This window comes from Corynebacterium parakroppenstedtii (assembly GCF_019754935.1).
Taxonomy (GTDB): Bacteria; Actinomycetota; Actinomycetes; order Mycobacteriales; family Mycobacteriaceae; genus Corynebacterium; species Corynebacterium parakroppenstedtii.
Map to the genome: position 1 here is coordinate 482,797 of NZ_JAGSOA010000001.1, position 24,430 is coordinate 507,226.

A 24,430-nucleotide genomic window follows, 5' to 3' on the forward strand; every position below is an offset into this window, starting at 1 on the left:
CCGGGACCACCTACTTCTTTCCGCGCGTTGCAGCTGTTGTTCCTTGGAATTGCGTAACAACGACCAAACCGATCAATAACACTCCTGCTGGGAAAATCATGGTCCAGCCCAATGACGATACTGGATCAGTATGCTGCATGAACACGTCGAGCGTCGCCGCAACAGTAGCTGAACCAATCACTGAACCGACTTGGCGTGTGGTGTTATACACGCCAGACCCCGCGCCCGTTTTCTCCATCGGAAGATCACGCATCGTCGTGGTCGAATTGGGTGCCCACACGAACGCGTTCCCCAGCCCTTGCAAAGCGATGGGCACGAACATCCACCACACCGACGTGTCCGGCTTCATGACCAAGAAGTAGCACAGCATGGACACTGTCATAAAGGTAAATCCAGATAGAGATAGCCGACGCGGCGGAACTGTATCCGACAAACGGCCGACGAATGGGGATAGCACACCTGATATCAGAGCCATTGGCACCATCATCAGCCCTGCCTTCAACGCCGACATCTGATGGAACTGCTGGAAGTAAATCATGATCGGAACCATCGGACCTGCCACGGCAAATCCCATCGTCGTGATCGAAATATTCCCCACCGAGAAATTCTTATCCTTAAAGAGGGACAGTGGGACGAGAACCTCGACGCCACGCTGAGCGCCCCACTTTTCAATCATGATGAAAATACCGAAGACAACAACGGACGCTGCGATCATGATCCAAATCCACGGTGCCCAGTCTGCATTACCACCCTCTTGAAGCGCGAAGACCAGCAAGAACACTGCGATGACTGACGTGACAATCCCGCCCCAGTCGTAGCCGTGATTTCTGGTCGGCAATTGTGGTACCCATTTGAGCACCATGATGACTGAGACAACTCCGATCGGGACGTTAACGAAGAAAATCCATTCCCAGCCGATCCACGTGGTCAATAACCCACCGAGGACTGGGCCGGCCAAGCCTGCCATGCCGGCGGTGGCACCCCATAAACCCATGGCCGCGCCGCGTCGTTCACGCGCGAAGATTCGGTTAATCACGCTCATAGTTTGAGGGGTCAACAGAGCAGCGCCCAGCCCCTGAACAGCGCGAGCAGCTATGAGCCAATGAATATCCGGCGCTAAGCCACAACCCAAGGATGAGAGGGTGAAGACAACCATGCCGGCGACATAGACGTTCTTCGGCCCTATCTGGTCTCCCAATCGACCTGTGACCAAAAGTGGGACAGCGTATGTCAGGAGATACACCGACGTCACCCACAGCACTTGGCTGTAGTCGACATTTAACGCACTCTGAAAATCAGGGGTCGCCACTGCCACAATGGTTTGGTCCAAGAGGATCATAAAAAAGCCCACACAAAGCGCCACTAACGCACGCCACGCGTCTCTTTCCGAGATCATTCCCTTGGATTGATTCGCCTGAGCCGAGATGGCGGAGGAATTATTCTCTGCTGTGTTTGTTATCGTCTCCTGGTGCGACGATCCGCTGAGGTTATCAGTCAAAAAAGCTTCCTTACCTCTTATCTATTCACCACTATTTATCTACTCATCGCTACAAAGAAAAGAGTGAACGCTGACGGCCTTCGGGGTTTGTGCCCCGGGGAAGTCACGGTACATTCCGGCTGCACATCCACAGAAATACTCGAAAAGCGAACTATTTAAGGTGAAAGTCGTGCTCTCAGCAGAGGCTCCACCTTTTCCATCCAGACAGGTTACGCGCACACAAAGACCATCGCGAAACCACGAATCGGGTCAACGATCAGACGGTGGCCACAAGGCTCAGGGGGCATAAGTCGAGCCAGCCCCCGAGCAACACCTTGTACAGCGTGCCTATTTAATTAGGCTACCGAGGCACCACCCAAAGCGCGCCCTCGCCAGACTCATTAGCGCGCATCGTCGGCTGAGAAACATCACCATGCTGGACGATACTCGAGGTCATCGGCAACGAACGTCGGAACGGAGCCATTAAATTCAAGCTCTCAATCTCAGATTCCGGCACCCACACCAGTTCAATGGACTCATTATTCTTGTGCACCTCAAGCGGATGAGAGGCAAAGGCCGACACCGTCGTATACGTCCACTCACGCACACTGGGATCCATCAGCCCCACCCAACGCTTCCCCGTCAGCGAGGTGTACCAGGGCAAACGCGGCCAATCTTCAGCTGGCGCCCTCCGCACAGCATAATCCACCGGCACCCGCGTCGTCACTTGCTTTTGTACGACGGTGACATCCTGGGGATTGAGACCGGCTTCTTCAATGGCTTCGCGTAACGCGGCTTCTTCGACTCTCTCATCTGCGTCGCGCGCTCCACCCGGGACACCCCAGGTCAGAGGCATTGATGTCCACTCGGCGCGATATTGCATGAGGACCATGGGAAGACCATCAGGCCCCGGCGCTCGAAGCAACAATCCCGCTGCTCCTTCGACTCCCCAGAACCGCGCACCGTTTGCTTGAATTGCCCAACCGTCTCCACTGTGGTCCATAGGCCCTAACCTACTCTTGTGACTCTCCCGAGCGAGCAGCCTCATAAGCAGCACCGACGCGATAAAGCCGATCATCCTGGTGCGCTGGGGCCATAATCTGCAGGCCAACGGGAAGATTCGTATCAGAGGCAAGCCCGGAGGGAACAGACATTCCGCACAGACCTGCAAGGTTCAGCGGCAGCGTGCACAGGTCGAATCGATACATCGAAATGGGATCATCGACCTTGGTGCCCAACTTGAACGCCGTCGTCGGCGTAGTCGGAGAGACCAACACATCGACCTTCTCATACGCCTTGGCAAAATCACGGGCAATCAACGCACGGACACGCTGAGCCTGCAGATAGTAGGCGTCATAGTATCCAACAGAGAGCGCATAAGTTCCCAGGATGATGCGTCGCTTCACCTCTGAGCCAAAGCCCTCTTCGCGGGACAGTTCCATCACGTCATTGGCCGAGTGATGACCATCATCACCGACGCGCAGACCGTAGCGCATGCCGTCGAACCGGGCGAGGTTGGAGCTCACCTCACACGGAAGAATGAGGTAGTACGCGCTCAACGCATCGTCGAAGTGAGGACAATCCACATCCACGACCTCAGCACCCAGGCGAGAGAGGGTGCTCACGGCCTCGTTGTACGACTCGAGGACGCCATCCTGGTAGCCATCGCCAGCCAATTGCTTGACGACGCCGACCTTTAGGCCAGACAGATCCCCCTTCGCGCCCTCGCGGGCGGCCTGAACCACCGGCGCAACGGGGCGGTTGACCGAGGTGGAATCATGCGGGTCATACCCCGCGATAACCTCATGCAAAAGCGCGGTGTCCAACACTGTGCGCCCGGTGGGGCCACCCTGGTCAAGCGACGAAGCACAAGCGACGAGGCCATAACGCGACACTGTGCCATAAGTCGGCTTTACCCCGACCGTGTTGGTGAGGGCCGCCGGCTGGCGGATCGATCCGCCCGTGTCTGTACCGATCGCCAGGGGTGCCATTCCCGACGCCAACGCCGCGGCCGAGCCACCGCCGGAGCCACCCGGTGTCCGGGCAAGATCCCACGGATTGTGTGTCGGCCCATAGGCGGAGTTTTCCGTGGATGAGCCCATGGCGAATTCATCCATATTGGTCTTTCCGACGATAGGAAGACCGGCCTCGCGCAGACGCTTCGTCACGGTCGCGTCGTACGGGCTCATGTATCCTTCAAGGATTTTTGACGCACACGTCGTCGGTGCGTCCGTCGTCGTAAAGACATCTTTTAGGGCTAAAGGAACACCGGCAAGAGGTGAGGATGGCTTCTCACCACGGGCGATACGGTCATCGACTTTCTTAGCCGCCGCAAGAGCTTCGTCGGCAGAAACATGCAAGAAAGCATGAATATCGCCGTCGATCTGTGAAATACGGTCGAGATGGGCTTGAGTCGCCTCTACCGACGACACCTCGCCGGAATGGATTTTTTCAGCCAGATCTGCTGCGGTGTACGTCGTTAGATCGTCGGCATTGAAGTTCGCAACGCGATATGTGGTCTCCATGGTTTACTCCCCCAGAATCCGCGGTACTTCGAAACGATCACGCTGGCTAGCCGGAGCCTGATCCAAGGCCTGCTCTGCCGTCAACGTCGGATGAACTTCATCCTCTCGCATAACACCGGCAAGATCAGAGGGATGGCTCATGGGTTCCACGCCCTCAGTATCAACATTCGATACTTTTTGGACGTGCTCGATAATGCCGTCGATCTGGTCAGCGAATTCATTCAGCTCGTCGTCGGTGAGAGAGAGCCGAGACAAGCGCGCAAGGTGCGCAACCTCGTCGCGGGAAATAGAAGACACAGTGGTTCCTTCACCTGGTGTGACAATGATGACTCCCCTAGCTTAGCCGGTTGCGCGGTCTATGTGGGCTTAGGGGGACGGCCGCCGACACTAACCAGGTACACCGGGGTGCGACAGTCCAAAATGCACCAATCTGTCTACTTCTGTCACCCGGTTCCTACGCATGTCACAGAGAAGGCCTACACTGTCTAGTTGATCACAGCGCAATGATCACACCGCATCGTCGAATATAAGGGTTTTCTATGTCGTTCCTCCTCCGCGTCTTCCTGCCTGATGCTCCCGGCAGCTTAGGCCGTCTTGCCGCATCTATCGGCGAGGTCGGCGGGGATATCCGCAGCGTCGATGTCGTTAGCCATAATTTTTCCGACGGTGCAGTGGTGGACGATGTGGTGATCGACCTTCCACCCACATCCCTACCGGACACCCTCATTACCGCAGCTCAACAGGTCGACGGCGTCGAAGTCGATTCCATCCGCCCGTTCTCCGGCTCGGTGAACCGCTCCGGGCAAGTCGCCATGTTGGCATCGATCGCCCAGGCACCATCCCGAAGCAAAGCTCTCCAGCTCCTTGTTGACGGACTTCCCACGACAATGTCGGCGGGCTGGGCCATCGTGTTAAGCGGACGAACGGACGTGCATCGCGTTGCTGCATCCATGGCCGCCCCCGAGGATGACGGGCGCATTCTTCAGTCCGCCCCGGTGACGACGGCTCGGTGCCTCGACCGCGAAGACGACGATTGGCTGCCCGAGAGCTGGACGGTTATGGATTCAGCGCTGGCGGCCGCACCAATTAGCGACAAGGACGACGTTCTCGTTATCGGCCGCCCGGGCGGGCCGGATTTCCTCGCCGGTGAGGTTGAGCACCTCGGCAAGCTCGGCACCATCCTGAGCGCAATGATGGACTAGCAGCCTACGACTTGAGGAAGTACGTGTAGGCCACCGAATCCGTGACCTCCTTGAACTGGTATCCCAGTTCTTGCATGTGATGGTCGAAATCATCATCCGACCCATCGCCCGCCGGGTTCTCCGTGTCATCGAATCCGCAGAGCACGCGACCGTAATCCATCCCGTGGCTCCGGTAGTGGAAAAGGCTGATATTCCAGTGCGTGCCCAGGACCTTCAGGAAGTGGAGCAAGGCGCCAGGGTGCTCAGGGAACTGGATGGAGAACACGCGCTCGTTGAAATGCCTAGGTGCTCGCCCACCGATCATGTAGCGGACATGCTCCTTCGCAGCGTCGTCGCTGGATAAATCGACGACGTCATAGGAGCGCTCCTGCAAGCCTGCGATGATGTCATCGCGCTCTTGATCTCCCTCGTGGAGCTGAACACCGACGAAGATGCGCGCACGATCATGGTCATCCACGCGGTAGTTAAATTCCGTCACAGACCGGCCGCCGAGAACCTGACAGAACTCAAGGAACGCGCCTTTACGTTCTGGAATCGTCACACCCAGAAGCGCTTCACCATGTTCACCCAGCTCAGCGCGTTCGGAAATGTACCGGAGGCCATGGAAATTCAGGTTTGCGCCGGATAGCACATGGGCCAGCGTCTCACCATGCACTCCATGGGTCGTCACGTATTTTTTCAACCCCGCGAGAGCAACGGCCCCCGATGGCTCAGCCACCGCGCGGGTGTCGTCGAAAATATCTTTGACGGCAGCACTGATTTCGTCGGAATTGACCGTGATGACCTCGTCCAAATTATCCCGACAGACGCGAAAGGTCTCGTCCCCAATGCGAGCAACTGCCACACCTTCCGCATACAAGGACACGCGGTCCAATGTGACGGGCTCGCCGGCCTTCATGGCTGCGGTCAAACAGGCCGAGCCCTCGGGCTCCACCCCAATAACGCTGATGCGCGGGTTCAGCTGTTTCAACACGACGGCCACACCAGCGGCTAGGCCACCGCCACCGACGGGAACGAAAACACGATCAACTGTCGACGCTTGCTGGAAGATTTCCAGCCCAATGGTCCCCTGACCAGCGATGACATGCGGGTCGTCGAACGGAGGGACGAAAACTCGGCCCTCGGATTGGGCGATTTCAGAGGCGCGTTCCTTGGCCTCGTCGAAGTTGTCGCCGAAAAGGAGGACCTCGCCGCCGAAGTTCCGGACCGCATCGACCTTGATCTGCGGGGTCATCGTCGGCATAACGATGAGTGCCGACACATCCATGATGCTGCCGGATAGAGCAATACCCTGCGCATGGTTACCCGCCGAGGCCGTGACCACACCGCGACGTTTCTCGTCGTCGGTGAGGGCAGCCATGCGAGCATAGGCGCCACGGACCTTGAAGCTATGGACCGGCTGGGTGTCCTCGCGCTTGACATAGACGTTATTGCCCAACCGCTGCGACATCCGCGGCATAGGCTCCAGCAGGGTCCTCTCCGTGGCGTCATACACAGGGGCTCGGACAACCAGGCTCAAATAATCAGAATTGGAACGGTGGGGGTTCTGGGCGGGGGACATTGTGTTACTCCTGAGTGTCGTCTATCTCATGTCGTCTATGTCATCGTTAGCATCATGACCGAAAGTCGGCCAAAGGGAAAGCCGCAGCTTAAGCGGGGTCACTCACATGGCCTGTTTCTAAAAGCTCTTTAAATTCGTCCTCGTCGAGAATACGCAACCCGAGGTCCCGCGCCTTCGTCTCCTTCGATCCGGCATTAGCCCCGACCACGACATAATCCGTCTTCTTGGACACGGACCCCGCTGCCCGACCTCCCCGAGAGATAATCGCTTCCTTCGCCGAGTCGCGCGTGAAATCCTCCAAAGTACCTGTAACGACGACGGTCGTGCCCTCCAAAGTCTGAGGTTGCGCCTGCTGCTGGTCTTCCTCCATACGGACACCGGCCGCGGCCCAGGCGTCGACAATTTTTATATGCCAACCGACGGCAAACCATGATCTCAACGACGCTGCGATGATGCTGCCTACTCCATCGATCCGGGCTAGTTCTTCCTCGGACGCGTTACGAATGGCGTCGAGAGACCCATACTTGGTGGCCAGTGCGCGGGCAGCTGTGGGGCCCACGTGACGAATGGAGAGCGCCACGATAACCCGCCATAGCTCGGTGGATTTCGCTTCCTCGAGGTTTTTCAGCAAAGCCTTCCCCGTCGCATTGACCTTCCCAGCCTTCGTCGTAAACACCGAGGTCATCAGAAGATGTGATTCATCGAGGTCAAAGAGCTCGGATTCATTCGTCAGCGCTCCCGACCTGATCAGATCCTGGATGCCCGACACACCCAAAGCATCGATGTCGAAAGCGGAGCGGCCGGCCAAATACGTCATCCGGGCGAGCAACTGGCCAGGGCACCCCTGTGTATTGGGGCATCTCCAATCCGCGTCATCTACCTTGGCCTGCACCAACGGCGTGCCACACTCAGGGCAGACAGTGGAGAACACGAATGGTTTTTCGGACCCATCACGCGCATCTGCTACCGGGCCCAGCACTTCGGGAATGACCTCACCGGCCTTGCGGATGGTGACCCTATCGCCGATCAGCACACCTTTGTCGTGAACTTCCGACGGGTTGTGCAGCGTCGCCCGAGCAACCGTGGAGCCAGCCACCAAGACGGGATCCAGCACGGCGTACGTCGTCGCGCGACCAGTCCGGCCGATGCCGATGCGAATATCGCGCAGCGTCGTTACGACCTCTTCGGGCGGATACTTGTAGGCAATAGCCCACCGGGGAGCGCGCGAGGTCTCCCCCAAATCCTCCTGCTCAGCGAGGTCATCAACTTTGACAACTAAACCGTCCATTTCGTGGGTCGCGTCGTGACGGTGCTCGCCCCAGTACTCCATTTGGGCAATGACCTCGTCGGCCGAGGTCACACGCTTGGTGTACGGCGATACCCGGAAACCCCACGCGGCCAAAGCAGTGTACGCATCATGTTGGGTCGAAGGTTCCCAGCCCTCGCGTGCTCCGATCCCGTGGCAGATCATCGACAAGTTCCGCTTAGCGGTTTCCGCGGGGTTCTTTTGACGCAAAGATCCTGCCGCGGCATTGCGTGGGTTGGCAAAAGGCTTCCGGCCTTGCTCCACGCGGTCAGCGTTAATCACAGCGAACTCTTCGACACCAATGAACACTTCGCCTCGAACTTCCAGCAACGCTGGTACGGGATACTCGTCCGTCGGGGAAATTGTTTGGGGGATATCGGAGATCGTCCGGGCGTTCGGAGTGATGTCTTCGCCGGTGACGCCGTCGCCACGAGTGGCGGCAGACACGAGTTCGCCGTCGCGATATACCAGATCGATGGATAAACCGTCGATCTTTAACTCTGTTAAGTACGTCGGCGCGGGGGTTCTATGCAGCCATTCCAACAACTCTGATTTCGAAAAAACATTGTCCAAGCTGTACAAGCGCTCGATGTGGCGGACCGGGGCAAAGGTCACTTCGCCAGCGCTGGTCTCGATAGGGGGCGGAACGGGCGCGCCCACCTCTTCCGTCGGTGAACCATTCTTGGCTAACTCCGGATGGTCGGCTTCCAGGTCTTGGAGGGTCTTAAAAAGGTGATCGAATTCAGCATCCGAGATCACGGGCTCACTGTTGTAGTACAAGTCACGGTGGCGCCGAACATCAGCAGCAAGTTGGTTCCAATACGCTTGAAGATCGGTGCTCACGTCAGTGGAATTCCCGGAATTATTCACACGCCCAGCATAGAGGGATTTCATCGCCGGCCCACATTACAACTGCCACTGCCAGCGCACGCCGCGAACAACGTCGCAGGTGCTACCACAGGCCCTACCACCGCCAATGCCGGCGCGGACCGAACACCTATCCTCGTGTCCGACCCGTCGTCTAATCTATGCCTATGCCGCTTCCATCGTCCGTGCCGAGTCACTTTGATCCCGCCTCTATGCTCAGCTTCGATCTGGAGACCACTGGGACCAACCCTCTACAGGCGAGAATTGTGACGTCGGCCCTCGTCTCCATCCACGGTGGATCGGCTAACTCCACAGAATTACTCGCCGACCCTGGTATTGAGATTCCCGAGTCGGCATCAAAAATCCATGGGATCTCGACGGAGTACGCGAAGGAGCATGGTGAACCTCATGACGAAGTCCTCCACAAGACCATTCGTGCGATTTACGACGGATGGGAGCGCGGACAAACGCTCATTGTCTTCAACGCTGCCTATGACCTCACGATTTTGCGGCACCTAGAGCCGTCATTTGTCTGCAGCGGATTAGTGTTCGACCCCCTCGTGATGGATCGGGCGTTGGAGCCACAGCGGAAAGGCGCGCGTAAGTTGGGGACCTTGGTGAAGCGCTATGGGATTCAGTTGGACAATGCCCACAATGCCAGCGCGGATGCCCTCGCGGCTGCTCGAGTGGCGTGGAAAATGGCGCGGATGTGGCCTGACCTGGTCAAGAAAACGTGCGATGAGCTGATGGAATTCCAGGCGGTCTCTTACTTCGACTACCAATCGCATCTGCGTGACTATTTCGCGTCCCAAGGCCGAGAGATGACAGATTTCTCCACCGCGTGGCCAATGCGGGATGGTTCGCACATGTGACCCGCATAAACCAGTAGGGCTGCTACACAATGATGGGGGTTCTTCTTCCCCGCTACTTTCACTCACCACAATTAAAGGTTAGGATAGCCTCATGCCAAGGATTTCAGCGAAGTCAGTGATTGAACACCGGCGTCAAACGTCCGAGAAAATCCTCGATGCCGTCGAAGAAATCCTCGAAGAATCCCAAACCGACCAGAACGCAGCCCCGCTAACTGTCGGGACTGTTGCTAAGCGCCTCGGTATGGGCAGGTCAAGCCTCTACCGGTATCACAACAATGTCGACGACATGATCGAGGCCGTCGTCGTTCGGGATTTCCCCCGGCGCGCCCAGGTCATCACCGACCAAATGGACGATGCACCAGGGCCGCTCGACGCTATCGAGGCCTACGCCCGCGCTAGCTTCCGCGAAGCCCGCGAGTCTCGACACTCGTGGCGATCAGCCCTTTCGCGGGTCCACCTTGACGACGACGCACGAGCAAGAATCGGACGTCTGCACGCCAAATTGACCCAGGCCTTAGCGCGTGAGGTCGATAAACTGCCCGACATTCCGGCGGAATTGAAGCCGGAACTGATCTCGAGTATCCAGTCGCTTATTAACGCTGGGGTCACCGCGATGGGTGGTCCCATGAATGGTCACGGTGGAACCAAAGGGCCGCACGGTCGCGAAGTCACCTCAGGTTCCGCTGGTGAGGATAGTGCCGAGTCCGGGCACGATTCTGTCCCCGTGATGCAGCACCACACCGCGGTGGAAACCGAGAACACCCGCGCGGTAGAACCGCTGGATAACACCGAAGTGGAAGATTGGTACGTGACAGCTATCCAGGCTGTGATTACTGCTGCACAGAGTTCTGTGCAGCGGCCGACGCAATCCAAGTAAACCCGGGGCCGACGGAGTGCCCGCGCCGATGTGGCGGTCGCACCTACAGCAGATGCTAGGACTATAGATCTCCGCTATCGCGGCGGAGAATATCCCGCACATCGTCAGCTAACCGCAGCGATTCCGCAGTGGACTGCTCCCTCCCACGTCGGCCATGTCCTTCAACAACGCTCACCCGCTCCCCCATGAGAGTCGGGTCAATCCCCGTCGCTTTCCACACGCGGGCGATGCGCACGGCCCGATCACGGGCGGGATCCTCACTCGCGTACGCGGTTGTCACGATGGCCTGGTCGCGATAACGCTCACCAGCGTCAGCGTCAACGTCAGCACCGATTCCCGCTGCGCCCGGCGTGGCCCCAGCGTCATCATCCGCGCCTGTATTGCCCGCCACGCCGATCACCATCGACCGACCATCCGCGTCGATAAACTCACCTACTCGGTCGAGCATATGATGCGTCGACGACCCATTCGCCGCAGCGCGTTCCAGTTCATCCAACCCGATTAGCGGCATTGCCCACTCTGGCATCTCGAGATCGTCCGGCAGCGACGCCACACAGGACATCACAACACCAGCAACAAGCCCCTGCGAGGCGTCATCGGTAATAACCCCTCCCAGCTCGTCGAACACGCCATTGATGGTCCTGTCCCACTCGGTGCTCAGAACATCGTTGTGGACGGGAGGAATAATGTCCCAATCAGTGGTCCCAGCGATACGTCCCCGGACGAGCGTGCCCACATAGGGCTCCTCAATGTGCAGGACAATGCGCTTGCCAAACCGGCGGTGAATCTCCGAAAGATACTCGGCGACGCCACCGCTCCACTCGTCGTGAAAACCGCGGACCGCCGACCTATCCGACACGATACGGTGGCCATCCGATAATTCCGTCGCGACGGCCAGCGACCACGGGCCCATCACCTGGACCTTCATCTCCTGGCTAGAGAACGCGGAACCCCCTTCCCACGCTTCCTCATACACATCGATATCGCGATGGATCTCATCGTTGCGGCGGCGGGAGGCCACCGTCGGCCCCGACATTTGCCACGATCGTGGCCCCTGAACATAGGAGGACGACAACAACGACAACGTCGATCCCGACAATGACGACCCCACACCGCGGTTAATCAACTGAGGGATGAACGGTAGCGCGGCCTCCCCTGCAATGATGCGAGCTGCCTCGCGAGGATCGCGAGTCTCCAGGGCTCCCCACCCCGACGCCCACGCCGCGCCGGCCGAATTCTGGTTCATGGCCAGCATATTAGCTGTTTGAGGACGCGCCCGCGGTGGTTGGTTGCAGCTTAGAGACCGACACCGTGTCACAAATCGTCCCCGAGCCCAACACAATGTCGCCGTCCGGATCGGGTCGGTAAATCACCGCAGCTTGACCACGCGCAACACCAGTCAGCGGAGAATGAAGATCAATCGTTGCCACACCGTCGTCAATAGTGACCGTGGCATCGACAACACCGCCATGGGCACGAACCTGGACCTGGCACTCCTGCGTCGATCCTTCATGCTCATCGAGGCGAATGAGACGATCGGCATACAACCGTCCAACGCGAAGATCATCGCGTGTGCCGACGGTGACAGTTCCGGTGTCAGCATCAATATCGGTGACATACCTGGGTTTTCCGTCGGGCGCTGGACCAGGTAGGCCGAGGCCCTTGCGCTGCCCGATGGTGAAACCGTAGATGCCGTCGTGATGGCCGATCACGTTGCCATCCTGGTCTTTCAGGTCACCCGACCGGACACCGATGTGGTTGCCCAAGAATGCCTTCGTATTCCCATCCGGGATGAAGCAAATGTCATGGCTATCGGGCTTCGACGCCGTCACGAGTCCAGCCGCCTCCGCCTCTTTGCGGATATCAGGCTTGCGGGTGTCTCCCAGAGGAAATAAACAATGGGCCAGCTGCTCATCGTTCAAGACGCCCAGGACATACGACTGGTCTTTCTTATCATCGATTGCCCGACGGAGTTCGCCGTCCTTCAACCGCGCATAATGGCCCGTCGCCACGGCATCAAACCCCAGCGCGATACCGCGGTCGAGCAGCGCCTGGAACTTGATCTTCTCATTACACCGCAGGCAAGGGTTGGGCGTCTCCCCCATCTCATACGAATTAATAAAAGGATCGACGACGTCCTCGCGGAATCGATCGGAGAAGTCCCAGACGTAGAAAGGGATTCCCAACGCGTCGGCAACACGGCGAGCATCGCCGGAGTCTTCCAGCGAACAGCACCCGCGCGAACCGACGCGCAACGTCGTCGGCGTCGAGGCTAGTGCTAAATGAACGCCGATGACCTCATGCCCCTCGGCGACCAATCGCGCAGCGGCAACGGATGAATCAACACCGCCACTCATTGCTGCCATTACACGCATGACAATCCCATCTGTTGAATACGAAACTAAGCCACACACTTTAGGTAGTTGTGCTCACCGGGACAACCCTGCTTATGCCATCCCGGCAGCACGCGCCTGTTCGACGATCTTCGGGAGGACCGCTTCCAGAGCGGCAACATCCTTCTCCGACGTCGTCCGACCCAAGGTAAACCGTAGCGTTCCGCGGGCGGCGACGGACTCCACTCCAATCGCCATGACCACATGGCTCACCCGATTCACGCCAGCCGCACACGCCGACCCGGTCGACGCGTCGAAGCCCGCTTGGTCCAACAACATAATGAGGCTGTCGCCTTCCGCGCCCGGAAAACTCACGTGAACGTGTCCCGGCAGTGCTGGCTCCGCGGTATGAATTAACGAATCCGGAATTTCTCGGCTAATAAAGGACAAGAGGCGGTCCCTAAGGCCGGAAAGCCGAGCGCGTTCGGCCTCCATCTCGTGGCAGGCCTCTGACAGGGCGGCAGCGGTCCCCACCGCACCGGCAACATTTAGCGTTCCTGGGCGAATGGACCTTTCCTGCCCGCCACCACGCAGAATCTTATGAAGATTCGTCGCGCGCCCGCACAACAACAGGCCCGTCGATCGCGGACCACCAAATTTGTGTGCCGACGCTGCAATCGTCGTTGCACCCGACGAATGGAAATCCACGGGAACGTGGCCAACGGCCTGCACGGCATCAGCATGCCACGGGACGTTGTGCTCTGCGGCCAGCGATGCAATCTCATCAACCGGTTGCAGCGCGCCGGTTTCATTGTTCGCCCACTGGAGAGCCATGAGCGCAGCTGGGCCGTCGGTAAGAACGTCGGCAAGAAAATCGGTGCGATAATGGCCGCTGGAATCGACCGGCACCTCGATAACATCAGCTTCCGGCCCCGGCGAGGACGGATCTGTGCCCGACGCTTTGGCCGGTTCTAACACGGCGGGGTGTTCCACCGATCCGACGATGACGCGGTGTGGCGACGACTTTTCTTGGGCACGTTCGGCATAAAGCCCCTGCACAGCGAGGTTATCGGCCTCTGTTCCGGATGCCGTGAAAATGACCTCGATCGGCTCGGCACCGAGCAAACGCGCGATGGTTTCGCGGGCTTCTTCCACAGCTTTGCGTGCATCACGCCCTGACGCGTACTGGCCCCCGGGGTTCAACAGATCCCACGAGTCCATGATGGCGTCTTTGGCAACCTGCCTGAGAGGACTTGTTGCGGCATGATCCATAAAAAAACGAGCTGTAGTCACCCTTCGAAGGGTAATACAGCTCGTTCAAGCCTTCATCTAGTGCTCACGCGCCGTGCGGTGCTGAGTTATCTAGTGGCTTTTAATGGCCTCGGTAGCCTGGGGAGCTACGTCGAACAGGTCACCGACGATACCGAAGTCGGCGATCTCGAAGATGGCTGCTTCCTCATCCTTGTTGACCGCAACGATGGTCTTGGACGTCTGCATACCTGCTTTGTGCTGGATAGCACCTGAAATACCGAGCGCGACATAGAGGTCTGGCGACACTGTCTTACCCGTTTGTCCCACCTGGAACTTGCCTGGGTAGTAGTCAGAGTCGACGGCGGCACGGGAGGCACCCACTGCAGCGCCGAGGGCATCGGCTAGGGGCTCGATAACGTCGGCGAACCCGTCGGCGGATCCGACGCCGCGGCCACCAGAGACCACGATCTTCGCTTCGGTGAGCTCGGGGCGGTCGCCAGCCTCTGCCGGTGAGAAGGAGGTGACCTTCACGGCAACTGGGCCGGGCTCAGGCATCTCGACGGGCTCAATATTTCCTGCGGCCGCCTGAGGCTCGGGATCGACCGAACCGGGACGGAGAAGGAAGATCGGGGAAGATCCTCCGACGGAGAGCTCGACGGTGTAATCGCCACCGAAAATAGAGCTGGCTGCGGTGTGATCAGCGTTAATCTCGGTCACATCACAGAGAACGCCGGATGCTACGCGGGCACCGACGCGCCCTCCGATCTCTTTGCCCGTCGCGGAGGACGAAATGATGACGGGCACTTCGAGGCCCGCTGCCAGGGCTGACAATGCGTCTACAGAAGGCGTGACCAAGTAGTTAGCAGCGTAATCGTTTTCTGCTGCGTAAATCGTTTCCGCACCTGCAGCGGCTAAGTCGTCCTTCAAGGCTTCTGCTGTGCCCTCAGCACCAACGACAACCGCGCCCACGGAACCGAATACGCGACCCGCGGTAATCAGTTCGTTGGTGTTGTTGGACAAGGCTCCATCAGCATGTTCGACGAGAACTAGTACATCAGTCATGGGAAAGTCCTTTCGTTACCGGCCATTACTGACCGAATATTCCTGTTAGTAAACAAACAACGATGGTGAGTTATGGTCTCGATGCCACGTTTAGATGAGCTTTTCGTTGGCCAAGAATTCCACGAACTTCGTTCCACCATCGCCTTCGTCGGTAATGATTTCACCAGCGGACTTTTCCGGCTTGGGTGCGTATCCGGTCACGGACGTCGCAGCATTCTCCAATCCGACGTTGGCAGCGTCGACTCCAATATCCTCGAGATCGACCTGCTGAATCTTCTTCTTCTTTGCTGCCATGATTCCCTTGAAGGCAGCGAAGCGGGGCTCGTTGGCCTTCTCAGTTACGGAGATAATGGCCGGTGTCGGAGCCTCCAGGCTGTACACGCCCTCTTCGCGGGCGCTTTCGCCGGTGACCGTGCCATTTTCGACGGAGAATGAACGCAGACCGGTCACCGCGGGGATCTGGCGGTATTCCGAGATCAACCCGGGCACAGTTCCCATATTGCCGTCGGTGGACTCGTTGCCGCAGATAATGAGTTCAATGTCATCGACCAGGTTGAGGGCCTGCGACAGTGTCCATGCAGTTCCCAGGACATCGGAGCCAGCGAGGGCATCATCACACACGTGGATAGCTTCGTCGCAGCCGAGCGACAGGGCCTTCCGCAGTGCTTCCTTGGCACTATCGGGGCCGACGGTCAGCGCGGTGACTGTGTAATCCCCTCCTGCTTCCTTGAGCTGAAGGGCTGCTTCCACGGCGTTTTCATTGATCTCGTCGAGAACCTGATCGGTGCTCTCGCGGTCAACGGTGTAATCGTCCTCGGTGAGCTGCCGCTCGGAGTAGGTGTCCGGTACTTGCTTAACTAACACGACAATGTTCGACATTCATTCACCTTTCTCATGGTGTCGGGGCGAAAAACCGGAGGCTGCAGCCGTCGCCGGCGTACCTCACATCAATATCTCGCTCGTTTTGAAGACCACTTTAACGCACTTTTGTGGCCTAGCACACAAAAGTGTGTTCAAACTCTCTAGACCCGTGACCAATGCCCCCGTTTGTGTGGGCCACAGCGCCGACATCATTCCCGCGATCCGATCGGCTTCCCGCGGTCTCACCGGGGTTACTGGCGTTGTCGTTAATAACCCTTATTAATGGAACTCTCGCGGGCCGCAAATGAACGCGACCGAGGAATTCTTCCCCTGCCTATCCCCCACCTGCGTGATCACGATCGTGTAGCTGCCACCTGATAATCCGGCCGACGGTGAATCCGTAGCCGCCCCTCCTCGAGTCATCCCGTGAGCAGAGGCTTCTTTGTTGCGCTTGTTGTGCTGATTGCGCGCCTTCTTCCCCGAATGCTTCCGCGCGGCAGACATGATTTTTGCCCGAACATGATCGGGGTTCGCAGCCACACCACGCACGAGAATTTCAATCTGCCCAGGAGCACGCTTCGCCATCGTCGACGTCAATTTGGACAGTGGCACGGCATCCAGGACCTCACACGCTAAAACACCTGCTGGCGGTGTATCGCCAGTTAAGAAGGCAATATGAGGATCGATCTGCCGCATTCCCCACCGGTACGCAGCTTGACGCACCAATCCTGCCCGAACAATCGCTCCATCCGGATCGACGATGTACCGGTCAGCCAGGCTCTTCTTTCGGCTTCCGGAGTCGTCATCTACATCCGACGAAGGCGCCGAAGAGCCTGCCGATTGCGGGATTTCTGGATCCGTATCAGTGAACATGTCGACGGATCCATCCGCATGGATCAGGGTTGCCCGGCGCGTAATGCGTCGCTGCTGAACCGAGCTGTCGTGACCGGCGTTATTGTGATCGGTGCTGTTCTGATTATCCGTGTTGCCGTCGCCAGTAACCGCCGCACGAATACCCGACGTTGACGCCGCGATTTCAGGCGTCCACAAACATGCCTCTTTCACCGCACCGGCGACGGAGATAATCTCTACTTCCCCATCCCAACTGGAGTAATCGATCCCAGGGGCGCACTTCACGACGAGCTCCGGCGAACGATCGGCGTGGCCCCTCGCCTGTTCCCCGGGCCTCAGACCACGCCATGTATCGATCAAACCAGGTAGAGGCGGGATTAAATCCTGAGGCTGAGAGATTCGTCGGCCCTGAACACGACGGGCAGGATCGGCAATGACAACAGCCGGAAACGACACCGGGCACAAAGCATCAGCGCGAACAATCAAAGGGCGAGTAAACCGCGCCGGATCTACTTGTGCGGCCTTCTCGGATACCGCTTTTCCAAGCACGGCCATATTGTGCTGGGCCATCGCTACCCTGCCGGGATCGATATCAGACCCGATAGCGGTCAACCCCTCGCCAGCAAGAGCAGCAAGCTCACTACCGATGGAGCATGTCACATCGTGCACCAGCCCGCCTGCCTGCAACGACGGCGCCAACGCCAACCGCCTCGCCCTGTACTGAGCAATGACCAGGGCGGTTGCTTGTTGAACCGACTCCGCGTCGACGAGCCACTCGTCAACAACATTCTCGGATACTTTGGCGTCCACAGGTCGAGCGCCCCGCGCCGACCGTCGAGCAACCATTAATTCAGCCAACGCACGACCATATTGCCCATATTTCGAGCGCAACATAGCCCCGTCGGCAAATTCAGTGGCCTTCGAAAACTCCAGAGGTTCTGCCTCGGCGCACGCGTCCGGATGGCTCGTTATCCACGCAACGTCGTCTCGAGACAACACCGTTAGGCCCACCCGCGGGCGTAGTACGTGTCAAAGGAGCGTTCCACAGTGAAATATTCATCCATAAAGGGACGATCCCGAACCGCGCCGGTCACAGGTTCAACAGTCAGATCCGACGCATACCCCAGCACTTCATCAACAGTTCGGAATGTATCCAACATGCGCAACTGCACCCACGTCGGCGGGAGGAGACGGATTTTGCGGTAACGCCAGCCATCGAGCAGTGTTGACGGCCTGAACCACCCGCTCGACGCGGCTTCTATCGCATCATCGTGTGTGTTCTGTCCTTCCGGCTGCGCGGCCACAAAGAAGTGGGTGTCATAGCGCGCCGTGTCTCCGGGAGGGCTCACCCAGTTTGCCCAGGGTCGCAGCAGGTCAGCGCGGAGATACAGACCGGTGTCGTCCAAGAAATTAGAGAACGCTAGTTCGTGGCTTTCTAGGCGCGAGCGGAAAGGAATGTAAGGGTCGGTATCGCCCACGACATTGCCGTCGTGAAGCCCGGCCAAAAGAGTTCCCGATTCTTCAAAGGTTTCTCGCACAGCAGCACAAACCAGTGCACGGGCATCGTCTCGAGGAACTTTCAAATGACGTGCCCACCAGGATGTATCGTGACCAACCCACCGAAGCTCCGGTGAATCCACACCATCACCGTCGACATCCCCGGGAAGATCACGCTGGTCAACGCCGCCTCCAGGGAAAACGGTCATTTCCGGGTAGTGGATCATCGTGGAGGCGCGTTCTTGAACGTAAACCTCCATCCCCCACACCGTGTCCCGCAGCAACAGAACGGTAGAGGCACGTCTCTCACCTGTCGGTGTCAGAAACATGACCCTCCCTTTCTGCCAAGCAGATAACTTGTACACCACACCGCGATCTCACAGTTTCGTCCGTGAGCATCTTCTGCGAGCATCGTTCTCAATGAGCATCGTAGATTAGCTCAAACACTACCGGAATTATCGACGATGACGTCGCGAAGATTTCACTCGGTGAGCGAAGAAACGGCCGTCGACGGTATCCAACGTAATCGGCTGATGGAACGTCTTCGTTAAATTCTCCCCGGTGAGGACCTCGTCGATGGGCCCGGCGACAACCTGTTTGCCTTCGTCAAGGAGCATTGCGTGGGTGAAGCCCTGAGGAATTTCTTCCACGTGGTGAGTAACCATAACGATCACGGGAGCATCAGGGTTATTCGCCAATGTGGACAGGCGCTCGACAAGGTCCTCACGCCCGCCCAGGTCAAGCCCAGCGCCTGGCTCGTCGAGAAGAAGTAATTCCGGATCAGTCATTAACGAGCGCGCGATTAAAACCCGTTTACGCTCCCCTTCCGACAGGGTCGACCACGTGCGGTCGGCTAAATGCATCGCGCCGAGATCCTCAAGGATAAGCGTTGCTTGTTCCTTATCGACGTCGTCGTACTGCTCACGCCACCGCCCCAGAATGTTGTAGCCGGCGGAGATCACTAAGTCGAGAACACGCTCCCGACCGGGAATACGCTGGGCCAATGCGGAGGACGACATACCGATCATCGTGCGCACATCCCGCACATCGGTCTTGCCCAAAACTTCGCCCATGATCACGCTGCGGCCCGTCGTCGGATAGGTTTCCGCACCCGCGACCTTCATCAGCGTCGTCTTACCAGCACCATTCGGGCCGATAATGACCCAACGCTGCCCGGGTTTCACCACCCAGTTCATGGGCTGCAATAACGTCGAACCATTCCGAACGACGCTCACGTCGTCAAGAGAAATAAGAGCGTCGGGGTCAATCGGAAGTGCATCAAGCTCCTCACGAGAGCGAACCGTCGCGTGAGGCTGGGAATCATCGGAACCGTGCGTGTGGGAAGAAGTGTCGTGTCGAGTCACATCACCATCTTAGGGCTAACCCACGACACGTTCCGTCACTTTGCACAACGCGTCGTCACTTTCGGTGGACGGCCGCCGAAACTGTTCAGCCCAAAAAGGGGTTCTGTGCTGCGCGATATCTGGGTTGTCCTCTACTCTGTTGGAGAGAACGAGTGCGGAGCACGACAAAAAGGAGATACCTGTGACCGGACGGCTCGGAACCGTTGGACGACTCGGCATTGACGACGTCCGCCCCCGCGTATCCAGTGGCGAAGTACCCGCCAAGGCAGTGGTCGGAGAGGTCATCCCCCTCAGCGCCGTCGTGTGGCGCGAGGGGCACGATGCTGTCTCTGCCACAGCCATCGTGAAGGGGCCTGCTTCCGCGTCGGGACCCTCCGCCGTTCAGCGCATCCCCATGATGCCGGCACATGGCGACCCTGACCTGGTCAACGCCATATTCGTGCCCGACTGCCCGGGGACGTGGACTTTCCGTATCGACGCATGGTCAGACCCCTACCGCACGTGGCGGCGCGCCATCGAGGCCAAGGTTGAAGCTGGTCAAAGCGCCGAGGAGGTCGCGAATGACCTCGAAATTGGGGCGCGGATTATGGAGGACACCGCCAACAACGTCGCCTCCGTCACCGACCGTCCCCACCTCTTGTCTGTCGCCGCGTCCTTGAGGTCCGATCGCGATATTCGCGCGCGCATTGCCCCGGCACTGTCGGCAGAGACAACAAGCATTTTCCGACGGACACCTCTCCGCGAACTGTTGACGCGCGGCCGCACTTACGAGGTGTACGTGGAACGTCGGCGGGCGCTCGTCGGATCCTGGTACGAGTTCTTCCCGCGCTCCACCGGCGGCGTGGAAAATGGCGAACCGGTACACGGAACGTTTGCGACAGCCGCCGAGTCTCTCGACCGGATCGCGCGAATGAACTTTGACGTTGTGTATCTTCCGCCGATCCACCCCATCGGGCATATCAACCGCAAGGGGAAGAACAACACGCTTGACCCCACCCCGGATGACGTCGGCTCCCCCTGGGCCATCGGATCATCCGAGGGTGGGCATGACGCGGTCCACCCCGACCTTGGCACTCTCGACGATTTTGATGCGTTCGTTGCCCGTGCTCGTGAACTGAACCTCGAGGTAGCGCTCGATTTCGCGTTGCAGTGCGCCCCTGACCACCCGTGGGCTGCGCCTCACCCCGAATGGTTTACCGTTCTTCCCGACGGCACCATTGCCTACGCGGAAAACCCGCCGAAGAAGTATCAAGACATCTACCCCTTGAATTTCGATAACGATCCCGAAGGATTATTCGCCGAGATTCACCGCGTCCTGGTGTTCTGGATCAAACGGGGAGTCCATATCTTCCGTGTGGATAACCCCCACACCAAGCCCACCGCGTTTTGGGCACGTCTGATTTCCACGATCCACCAGACCTACCCCGACATCGTGTTCCTCGCGGAAGCGTTTACCCGTCGGCCAATCCTCTATGGCCTGGCAAAAGCTGGTTTTTCACAGTCGTACACCTATTTCACGTGGCAGACGTCGAAAAAAGAACTGGAAGCATTTGCTGAGGAAATTCGCGATGCGGCCGATGCCTGCCGGCCCAATCTCTTCGTGAATACACCCGACATTCTCCATGCGAGTCTTCAGCATGGCGGAAAGGCGATGTTCGCGATTCGTGCGGCTCTCGCCACCACTCTGAGCCCATCGTGGGGAATGTACTCCGGTTTCGAGATTTACGAACACGTCGCGGTCAAAGAGGGCAGCGAAGAATACCTCGATAGCGAAAAATACCAGCTCAAGCCACGCGATTTTGAGGGAGCTCGCCTCCGCGGTGAATCACTGGAACCCTTCGTGACGGTGCTCAACACCATCCGCCGGGAGCAGCCCGCTCTTCAACAGCTCCGGACGCTCAGGCTCGTGCCGTCGGATAACGACAAGATCATGGCGTACACCAAGGTTGATCCGCTTACGGGAAATGCGCTGGCCATCGTCGTCAATCTAGATTCTGAGAACGTCCAAGAGACCACAATTCACCTTGACCTGGAGTCGCTGGGGCTGCCCTCGACTGTTGAGGTTCACGACCTTATTACTGACCAACAATGGACGTGGGGTGAGGACAATTATGTTCGCCTCGATCCGACCTTCAACGTGTGTCACATCGTTAAATTGCCGGAAATCCCCACTGACTATCGCGACCGCAGCGGCTTTGCTCCTCACCACGAGTATCGCTACACCTGCTAAGACCTGCTAAAACGACGGTACCCGTACACGCCGCCCACCTCCTGAGGAGAGACCATGCCAACTATCCACCCGAATGACCGCGCACGAATACTTGCAGGTACTCATTACAACCCGCACTCTGTTCTTGGTGCACATCCCCACGACGACGGAACGACGACAATCACAGCATTTCGTCCCGGCGCGCAATCAGTCACCGTCGAGACCCCGTCTGAGACTGTCGACGCGGTTAACGACGGTGATGGTTTCTTTACCGTATCCATACCGGGCGGAGTGACCGACCACCGGCTGCACATCACCTATCCCGATGGTGAAACCATAACGATTGCTAACGGGTACACGTGGCTACCCACACTCGGGGAAATGGATATCCACCTCATCGGCGAGGGACGCCACGAGCGCCTGTGGGAAGTGCTGGGTGCTCATGTCCGCCATTACGACACCGAGATGGGGAGCGTCGACGGCACATCGTTCGCTGTGTGGGCGCCGAATGCTCAGGGCGTGACAGTGACGGGATCTTTCTGCGCGTGGAATAAGAACCAGTTCCCCATGCGCTCGCTGGGGTCGTCGGGAATTTGGGAAGTTTTCGTCCCCAACGTCTCCGCCGGGGCGTACTACAAATTCTGCGTGACCACGCCTGATGGGGATCGGATCGATAAGGCCGACCCCATGGCGCGCCGGGCTGAGGTGCCGCCGGCCACGGCGTCGATCGTGGCCGATAGTGATTATTCGTGGTCCGATGATGAGTGGATGGCTGAGAAAACGCGGAAGAATCTCCAGGACTCGCCCATCTCCATTTACGAAGTTCACCTGGAGTCCTGGCATAAGGGCCTTTCCTACACGGAGCTCGCGGATGAATTGGTGTCCTATGTTTCGGATATGGGATACACGCATGTGGAATTCATGCCGGTCACCGAGTACCCGTTCTCGGGATCGTGGGGGTACCAAGTCACCTCGTATTACGCCCCCACTTCGCGTTTCGGTACTCCCGACGAGTTCCGCGCCCTTGTCGATGCCTTCCACGAAGCGGGAATCGGCGTCATCATGGACTGGGTTCCCGGGCACTTCCCCAAGGACGAGTGGGCACTAGCCCGCTTCGACGGCCGGGCCTGCTACGAGCACCCCGATTGGCGACGGGGGGAACAAAAGGACTGGGGTACCTACGTCTTCGACTTCGGACGAGCGGAAGTGCGCAACTTCCTCGTAGCCAACGCGTTGTACTGGGTAGATCAGTTCCACATCGACGGGCTGCGTGTCGATGCCGTCGCCTCGATTTTGTACCTGGATTACAGCCGTAAAGAGGGCGAATGGCTCCCCAACCAGTACGGTGGCCGCGAGAACCTCGATGCCGTTCAATTCCTGCAGGAGATGAACGCTACCGTCGAGAGGGCCTATCCCGGAACAATGACCGTGGCGGAGGAATCCACCTCGTGGCCAGGGGTGACGGCCCCAACTTATGACGGCGGGCTGGGATTCACGTTTAAGTGGAACATGGGGTGGATGCACGACACCCTCGAATACATCTCCAACGACCCCATTTACCGCCCCTGGCACCATGGGGATATCACGTTTTCGCTGGTGTACGCGTGGTCTGAAAAGTTCATCCTCCCCATCAGCCATGATGAAGTGGTTTATGGGAAGGGGACGCTGTGGTCGCGGATGCCGGGCGATACATGGAATAAGGCAGCAGGGCTGCGTACCTATCTGGCTTTCATGTGGGCGCACCCCGGTAAGCAACTTCTGTTCCAGGGGCAGGACTTTGGGCAAACCACCGAGTGGAATCACGACGAGTCTTTGCCGTGGGGGCAGCAAGAAGGCTGGGAAGGCGAATACCACGCAGCCGTATCGCGCCTGGTCAAGGACCTTAATGGCCTTTACTCGACTACCCCTGCGCTCTACACACAAGACAACGAACCCAGCGGTTTTTCGTGGATTAACGCTAGCGACGCCCAACGCGGCGTGCTGAGCTTCATGCGGTACGGGTCGAACGGGCAGCGCGTCGCGTGCGTATTCAACTTCTCGGGAACCACATATCCCCAGTACCAATTGGGTCTCACCAATGCTGGACGGTGGACAGAAATTCTCAACACCGACTCGTCCGATTATGAAGGCGCCGGTGGCGGAAACCTGGGGCAGATCACGGCGAATAGTGGTGAATACGACGGCTACCCTGCCTCAGCGACTATCTTCGTGCCCGCCATGAGTGCCCTGTTCTTCCGCTTCGACGGGTAACGCGGGGATGATGTAGCCCGGCTGGCGGGCTAGCGGGAACGATCGCTACCTGTCTGCTGGCCAA

19 protein-coding genes are annotated in these 24,430 nt (G+C 58.4%); 5 read left to right on the forward strand and 14 right to left on the reverse strand.

Annotated elements, in window-relative coordinates:
• Positions 1-10: 10 nt before the first annotated feature.
• The 4 genes from KCQ76_RS02025 to gatC form a co-directional block, all read right to left on the reverse strand.
• Complete coding sequence (locus KCQ76_RS02025; RefSeq protein ID WP_082089801.1) at positions 11-1,396, reverse strand: MFS transporter; 1,386 nt, start codon at positions 1,394-1,396, stop codon at positions 11-13.
• Positions 1,397-1,838: 442 nt separating this feature from the next.
• Positions 1,839-2,480: an NUDIX hydrolase gene (locus KCQ76_RS02030; protein WP_052722209.1), complete on the reverse strand. Its 642-nt coding sequence runs from the start codon at positions 2,478-2,480 to the stop codon at positions 1,839-1,841.
• Positions 2,481-2,490: 10 nt separating this feature from the next.
• Entirely contained in the window at positions 2,491-4,002 is a 1,512-nt protein-coding gene (gatA, locus tag KCQ76_RS02035) for an Asp-tRNA(Asn)/Glu-tRNA(Gln) amidotransferase subunit GatA (RefSeq protein ID WP_046202505.1), read from the reverse strand.
• Between the two features lie 3 nt (positions 4,003-4,005).
• A complete protein-coding gene (gene gatC / locus KCQ76_RS02040; RefSeq protein WP_046202506.1) occupies positions 4,006-4,299 on the reverse strand; it encodes an Asp-tRNA(Asn)/Glu-tRNA(Gln) amidotransferase subunit GatC in 294 nt (97 codons plus the stop codon).
• A gap of 242 nt (positions 4,300-4,541) precedes the next feature.
• Between gatC and KCQ76_RS02045 the strand changes: the two genes are divergently transcribed.
• Complete coding sequence (locus tag KCQ76_RS02045) at positions 4,542-5,204, forward strand: ACT domain-containing protein (RefSeq protein ID WP_046202507.1); 663 nt, start codon at positions 4,542-4,544, stop codon at positions 5,202-5,204.
• Positions 5,205-5,208: 4 nt separating this feature from the next.
• Here the strand turns inward: KCQ76_RS02045 and ilvA are convergent, their stop codons facing one another.
• A complete protein-coding gene (gene ilvA, locus KCQ76_RS02050) occupies positions 5,209-6,765 on the reverse strand; it encodes a threonine ammonia-lyase, biosynthetic (protein ID WP_221914777.1) in 1,557 nt (518 codons plus the stop codon).
• 88 nt (positions 6,766-6,853) lie between these two features.
• Positions 6,854-8,965 carry an NAD-dependent DNA ligase LigA gene (gene ligA, locus KCQ76_RS02055; protein WP_046202509.1) on the reverse strand — a complete coding sequence of 704 codons (2,112 nt, stop codon included), beginning with the start codon at positions 8,963-8,965 and terminating at the stop codon, positions 6,854-6,856.
• A 134-nt stretch (positions 8,966-9,099) separates the two neighbouring features.
• Between ligA and KCQ76_RS02060 the strand changes: the two genes are divergently transcribed.
• Together KCQ76_RS02060 and KCQ76_RS02065 are read left to right on the forward strand one after the other, a co-directional pair.
• Positions 9,100-9,810 carry a 3'-5' exonuclease gene (locus KCQ76_RS02060; RefSeq protein WP_046202510.1) on the forward strand — a complete coding sequence of 237 codons (711 nt, stop codon included), beginning with the start codon at positions 9,100-9,102 and terminating at the stop codon, positions 9,808-9,810.
• A 91-nt stretch (positions 9,811-9,901) separates the two neighbouring features.
• Positions 9,902-10,687, forward strand: coding sequence for a TetR/AcrR family transcriptional regulator (locus tag KCQ76_RS02065; RefSeq protein ID WP_052723054.1), 786 nt, complete (start codon positions 9,902-9,904; stop codon positions 10,685-10,687).
• A 61-nt stretch (positions 10,688-10,748) separates the two neighbouring features.
• On the opposite strand, the gene KCQ76_RS02070 is transcribed toward KCQ76_RS02065, so the two are convergent.
• From KCQ76_RS02070 to KCQ76_RS02105, 8 genes are all read right to left on the reverse strand, one after another.
• Positions 10,749-11,933: a hypothetical protein gene (locus KCQ76_RS02070; protein ID WP_052722207.1), complete on the reverse strand. Its 1,185-nt coding sequence runs from the start codon at positions 11,931-11,933 to the stop codon at positions 10,749-10,751.
• A gap of 10 nt (positions 11,934-11,943) precedes the next feature.
• The gene (gene mnmA, locus KCQ76_RS02075) at positions 11,944-13,062 is read right to left on the reverse strand and encodes a tRNA 2-thiouridine(34) synthase MnmA (RefSeq protein WP_046202511.1); all 1,119 of its coding nucleotides are present in this window, start codon (positions 13,060-13,062) and stop codon (positions 11,944-11,946) included.
• A gap of 72 nt (positions 13,063-13,134) precedes the next feature.
• Positions 13,135-14,292, reverse strand: coding sequence for a cysteine desulfurase family protein (locus tag KCQ76_RS02080; RefSeq protein WP_046202512.1), 1,158 nt, complete (start codon positions 14,290-14,292; stop codon positions 13,135-13,137).
• A 90-nt stretch (positions 14,293-14,382) separates the two neighbouring features.
• Positions 14,383-15,333 (reverse strand): electron transfer flavoprotein subunit alpha/FixB family protein, encoded by a 951-nt coding sequence (locus KCQ76_RS02085; RefSeq protein WP_046202513.1) that lies wholly within the window; start codon positions 15,331-15,333, stop codon positions 14,383-14,385.
• Positions 15,334-15,423: 90 nt separating this feature from the next.
• Positions 15,424-16,212 (reverse strand): electron transfer flavoprotein subunit beta/FixA family protein, encoded by a 789-nt coding sequence (locus tag KCQ76_RS02090; RefSeq protein WP_046202514.1) that lies wholly within the window; start codon positions 16,210-16,212, stop codon positions 15,424-15,426.
• A gap of 261 nt (positions 16,213-16,473) precedes the next feature.
• The gene (locus KCQ76_RS02095; RefSeq protein ID WP_146003199.1) at positions 16,474-18,045 is read right to left on the reverse strand and encodes a TRM11 family methyltransferase; all 1,572 of its coding nucleotides are present in this window, start codon (positions 18,043-18,045) and stop codon (positions 16,474-16,476) included.
• A 2-nt stretch (positions 18,046-18,047) separates the two neighbouring features.
• On the reverse strand, positions 18,048-18,872 hold the full coding sequence (locus tag KCQ76_RS02100; RefSeq protein ID WP_046202516.1) for an NUDIX hydrolase: 825 nt from the start codon (positions 18,870-18,872) through the stop codon (positions 18,048-18,050).
• 126 nt (positions 18,873-18,998) lie between these two features.
• Positions 18,999-19,811 (reverse strand): ABC transporter ATP-binding protein, encoded by an 813-nt coding sequence (locus KCQ76_RS02105; RefSeq protein WP_046202743.1) that lies wholly within the window; start codon positions 19,809-19,811, stop codon positions 18,999-19,001.
• Positions 19,812-20,088: 277 nt separating this feature from the next.
• On the opposite strand from KCQ76_RS02105, the gene KCQ76_RS02110 reads away from it, so the two are divergent.
• Positions 20,089-22,137: an alpha-1,4-glucan--maltose-1-phosphate maltosyltransferase gene (locus KCQ76_RS02110; RefSeq protein WP_046202517.1), complete on the forward strand. Its 2,049-nt coding sequence runs from the start codon at positions 20,089-20,091 to the stop codon at positions 22,135-22,137.
• Positions 22,138-22,191: 54 nt separating this feature from the next.
• A complete protein-coding gene (gene glgB, locus KCQ76_RS02115; protein WP_046202518.1) occupies positions 22,192-24,366 on the forward strand; it encodes a 1,4-alpha-glucan branching protein GlgB in 2,175 nt (724 codons plus the stop codon).
• Positions 24,367-24,430: the final 64 nt, after the last annotated feature.

Coding starts and splice junctions, on each gene's coding strand:
- KCQ76_RS02045 (WP_046202507.1), top strand. CDS start 4,542: ATGTCGTTCCTCCTCCGCGTCTTCCTGCCTGATGCTCCCGGCAGCTTA.
- mnmA (WP_046202511.1), bottom strand. CDS start 13,062: ATGCGTGTAATGGCAGCAATGAGTGGCGGTGTTGATTCATCCGTTGCC.
- ilvA (WP_221914777.1), bottom strand. CDS start 6,765: ATGTCCCCCGCCCAGAACCCCCACCGTTCCAATTCTGATTATTTGAGC.
- glgB (WP_046202518.1), top strand. CDS start 22,192: ATGCCAACTATCCACCCGAATGACCGCGCACGAATACTTGCAGGTACT.
- KCQ76_RS02030 (WP_052722209.1), bottom strand. CDS start 2,480: ATGGACCACAGTGGAGACGGTTGGGCAATTCAAGCAAACGGTGCGCGG.
- KCQ76_RS02065 (WP_052723054.1), top strand. CDS start 9,902: ATGCCAAGGATTTCAGCGAAGTCAGTGATTGAACACCGGCGTCAAACG.
- gatA (WP_046202505.1), bottom strand. CDS start 4,002: ATGGAGACCACATATCGCGTTGCGAACTTCAATGCCGACGATCTAACG.
- KCQ76_RS02070 (WP_052722207.1), bottom strand. CDS start 11,933: ATGAACCAGAATTCGGCCGGCGCGGCGTGGGCGTCGGGGTGGGGAGCC.
- KCQ76_RS02100 (WP_046202516.1), bottom strand. CDS start 18,872: ATGTTTCTGACACCGACAGGTGAGAGACGTGCCTCTACCGTTCTGTTG.
- KCQ76_RS02085 (WP_046202513.1), bottom strand. CDS start 15,333: ATGACTGATGTACTAGTTCTCGTCGAACATGCTGATGGAGCCTTGTCC.
- KCQ76_RS02025 (WP_082089801.1), bottom strand. CDS start 1,396: ATGATCTCGGAAAGAGACGCGTGGCGTGCGTTAGTGGCGCTTTGTGTG.
- KCQ76_RS02090 (WP_046202514.1), bottom strand. CDS start 16,212: ATGTCGAACATTGTCGTGTTAGTTAAGCAAGTACCGGACACCTACTCC.
- ligA (WP_046202509.1), bottom strand. CDS start 8,965: ATGAAATCCCTCTATGCTGGGCGTGTGAATAATTCCGGGAATTCCACT.
- KCQ76_RS02080 (WP_046202512.1), bottom strand. CDS start 14,292: ATGGATCATGCCGCAACAAGTCCTCTCAGGCAGGTTGCCAAAGACGCC.
- KCQ76_RS02060 (WP_046202510.1), top strand. CDS start 9,100: ATGCCTATGCCGCTTCCATCGTCCGTGCCGAGTCACTTTGATCCCGCC.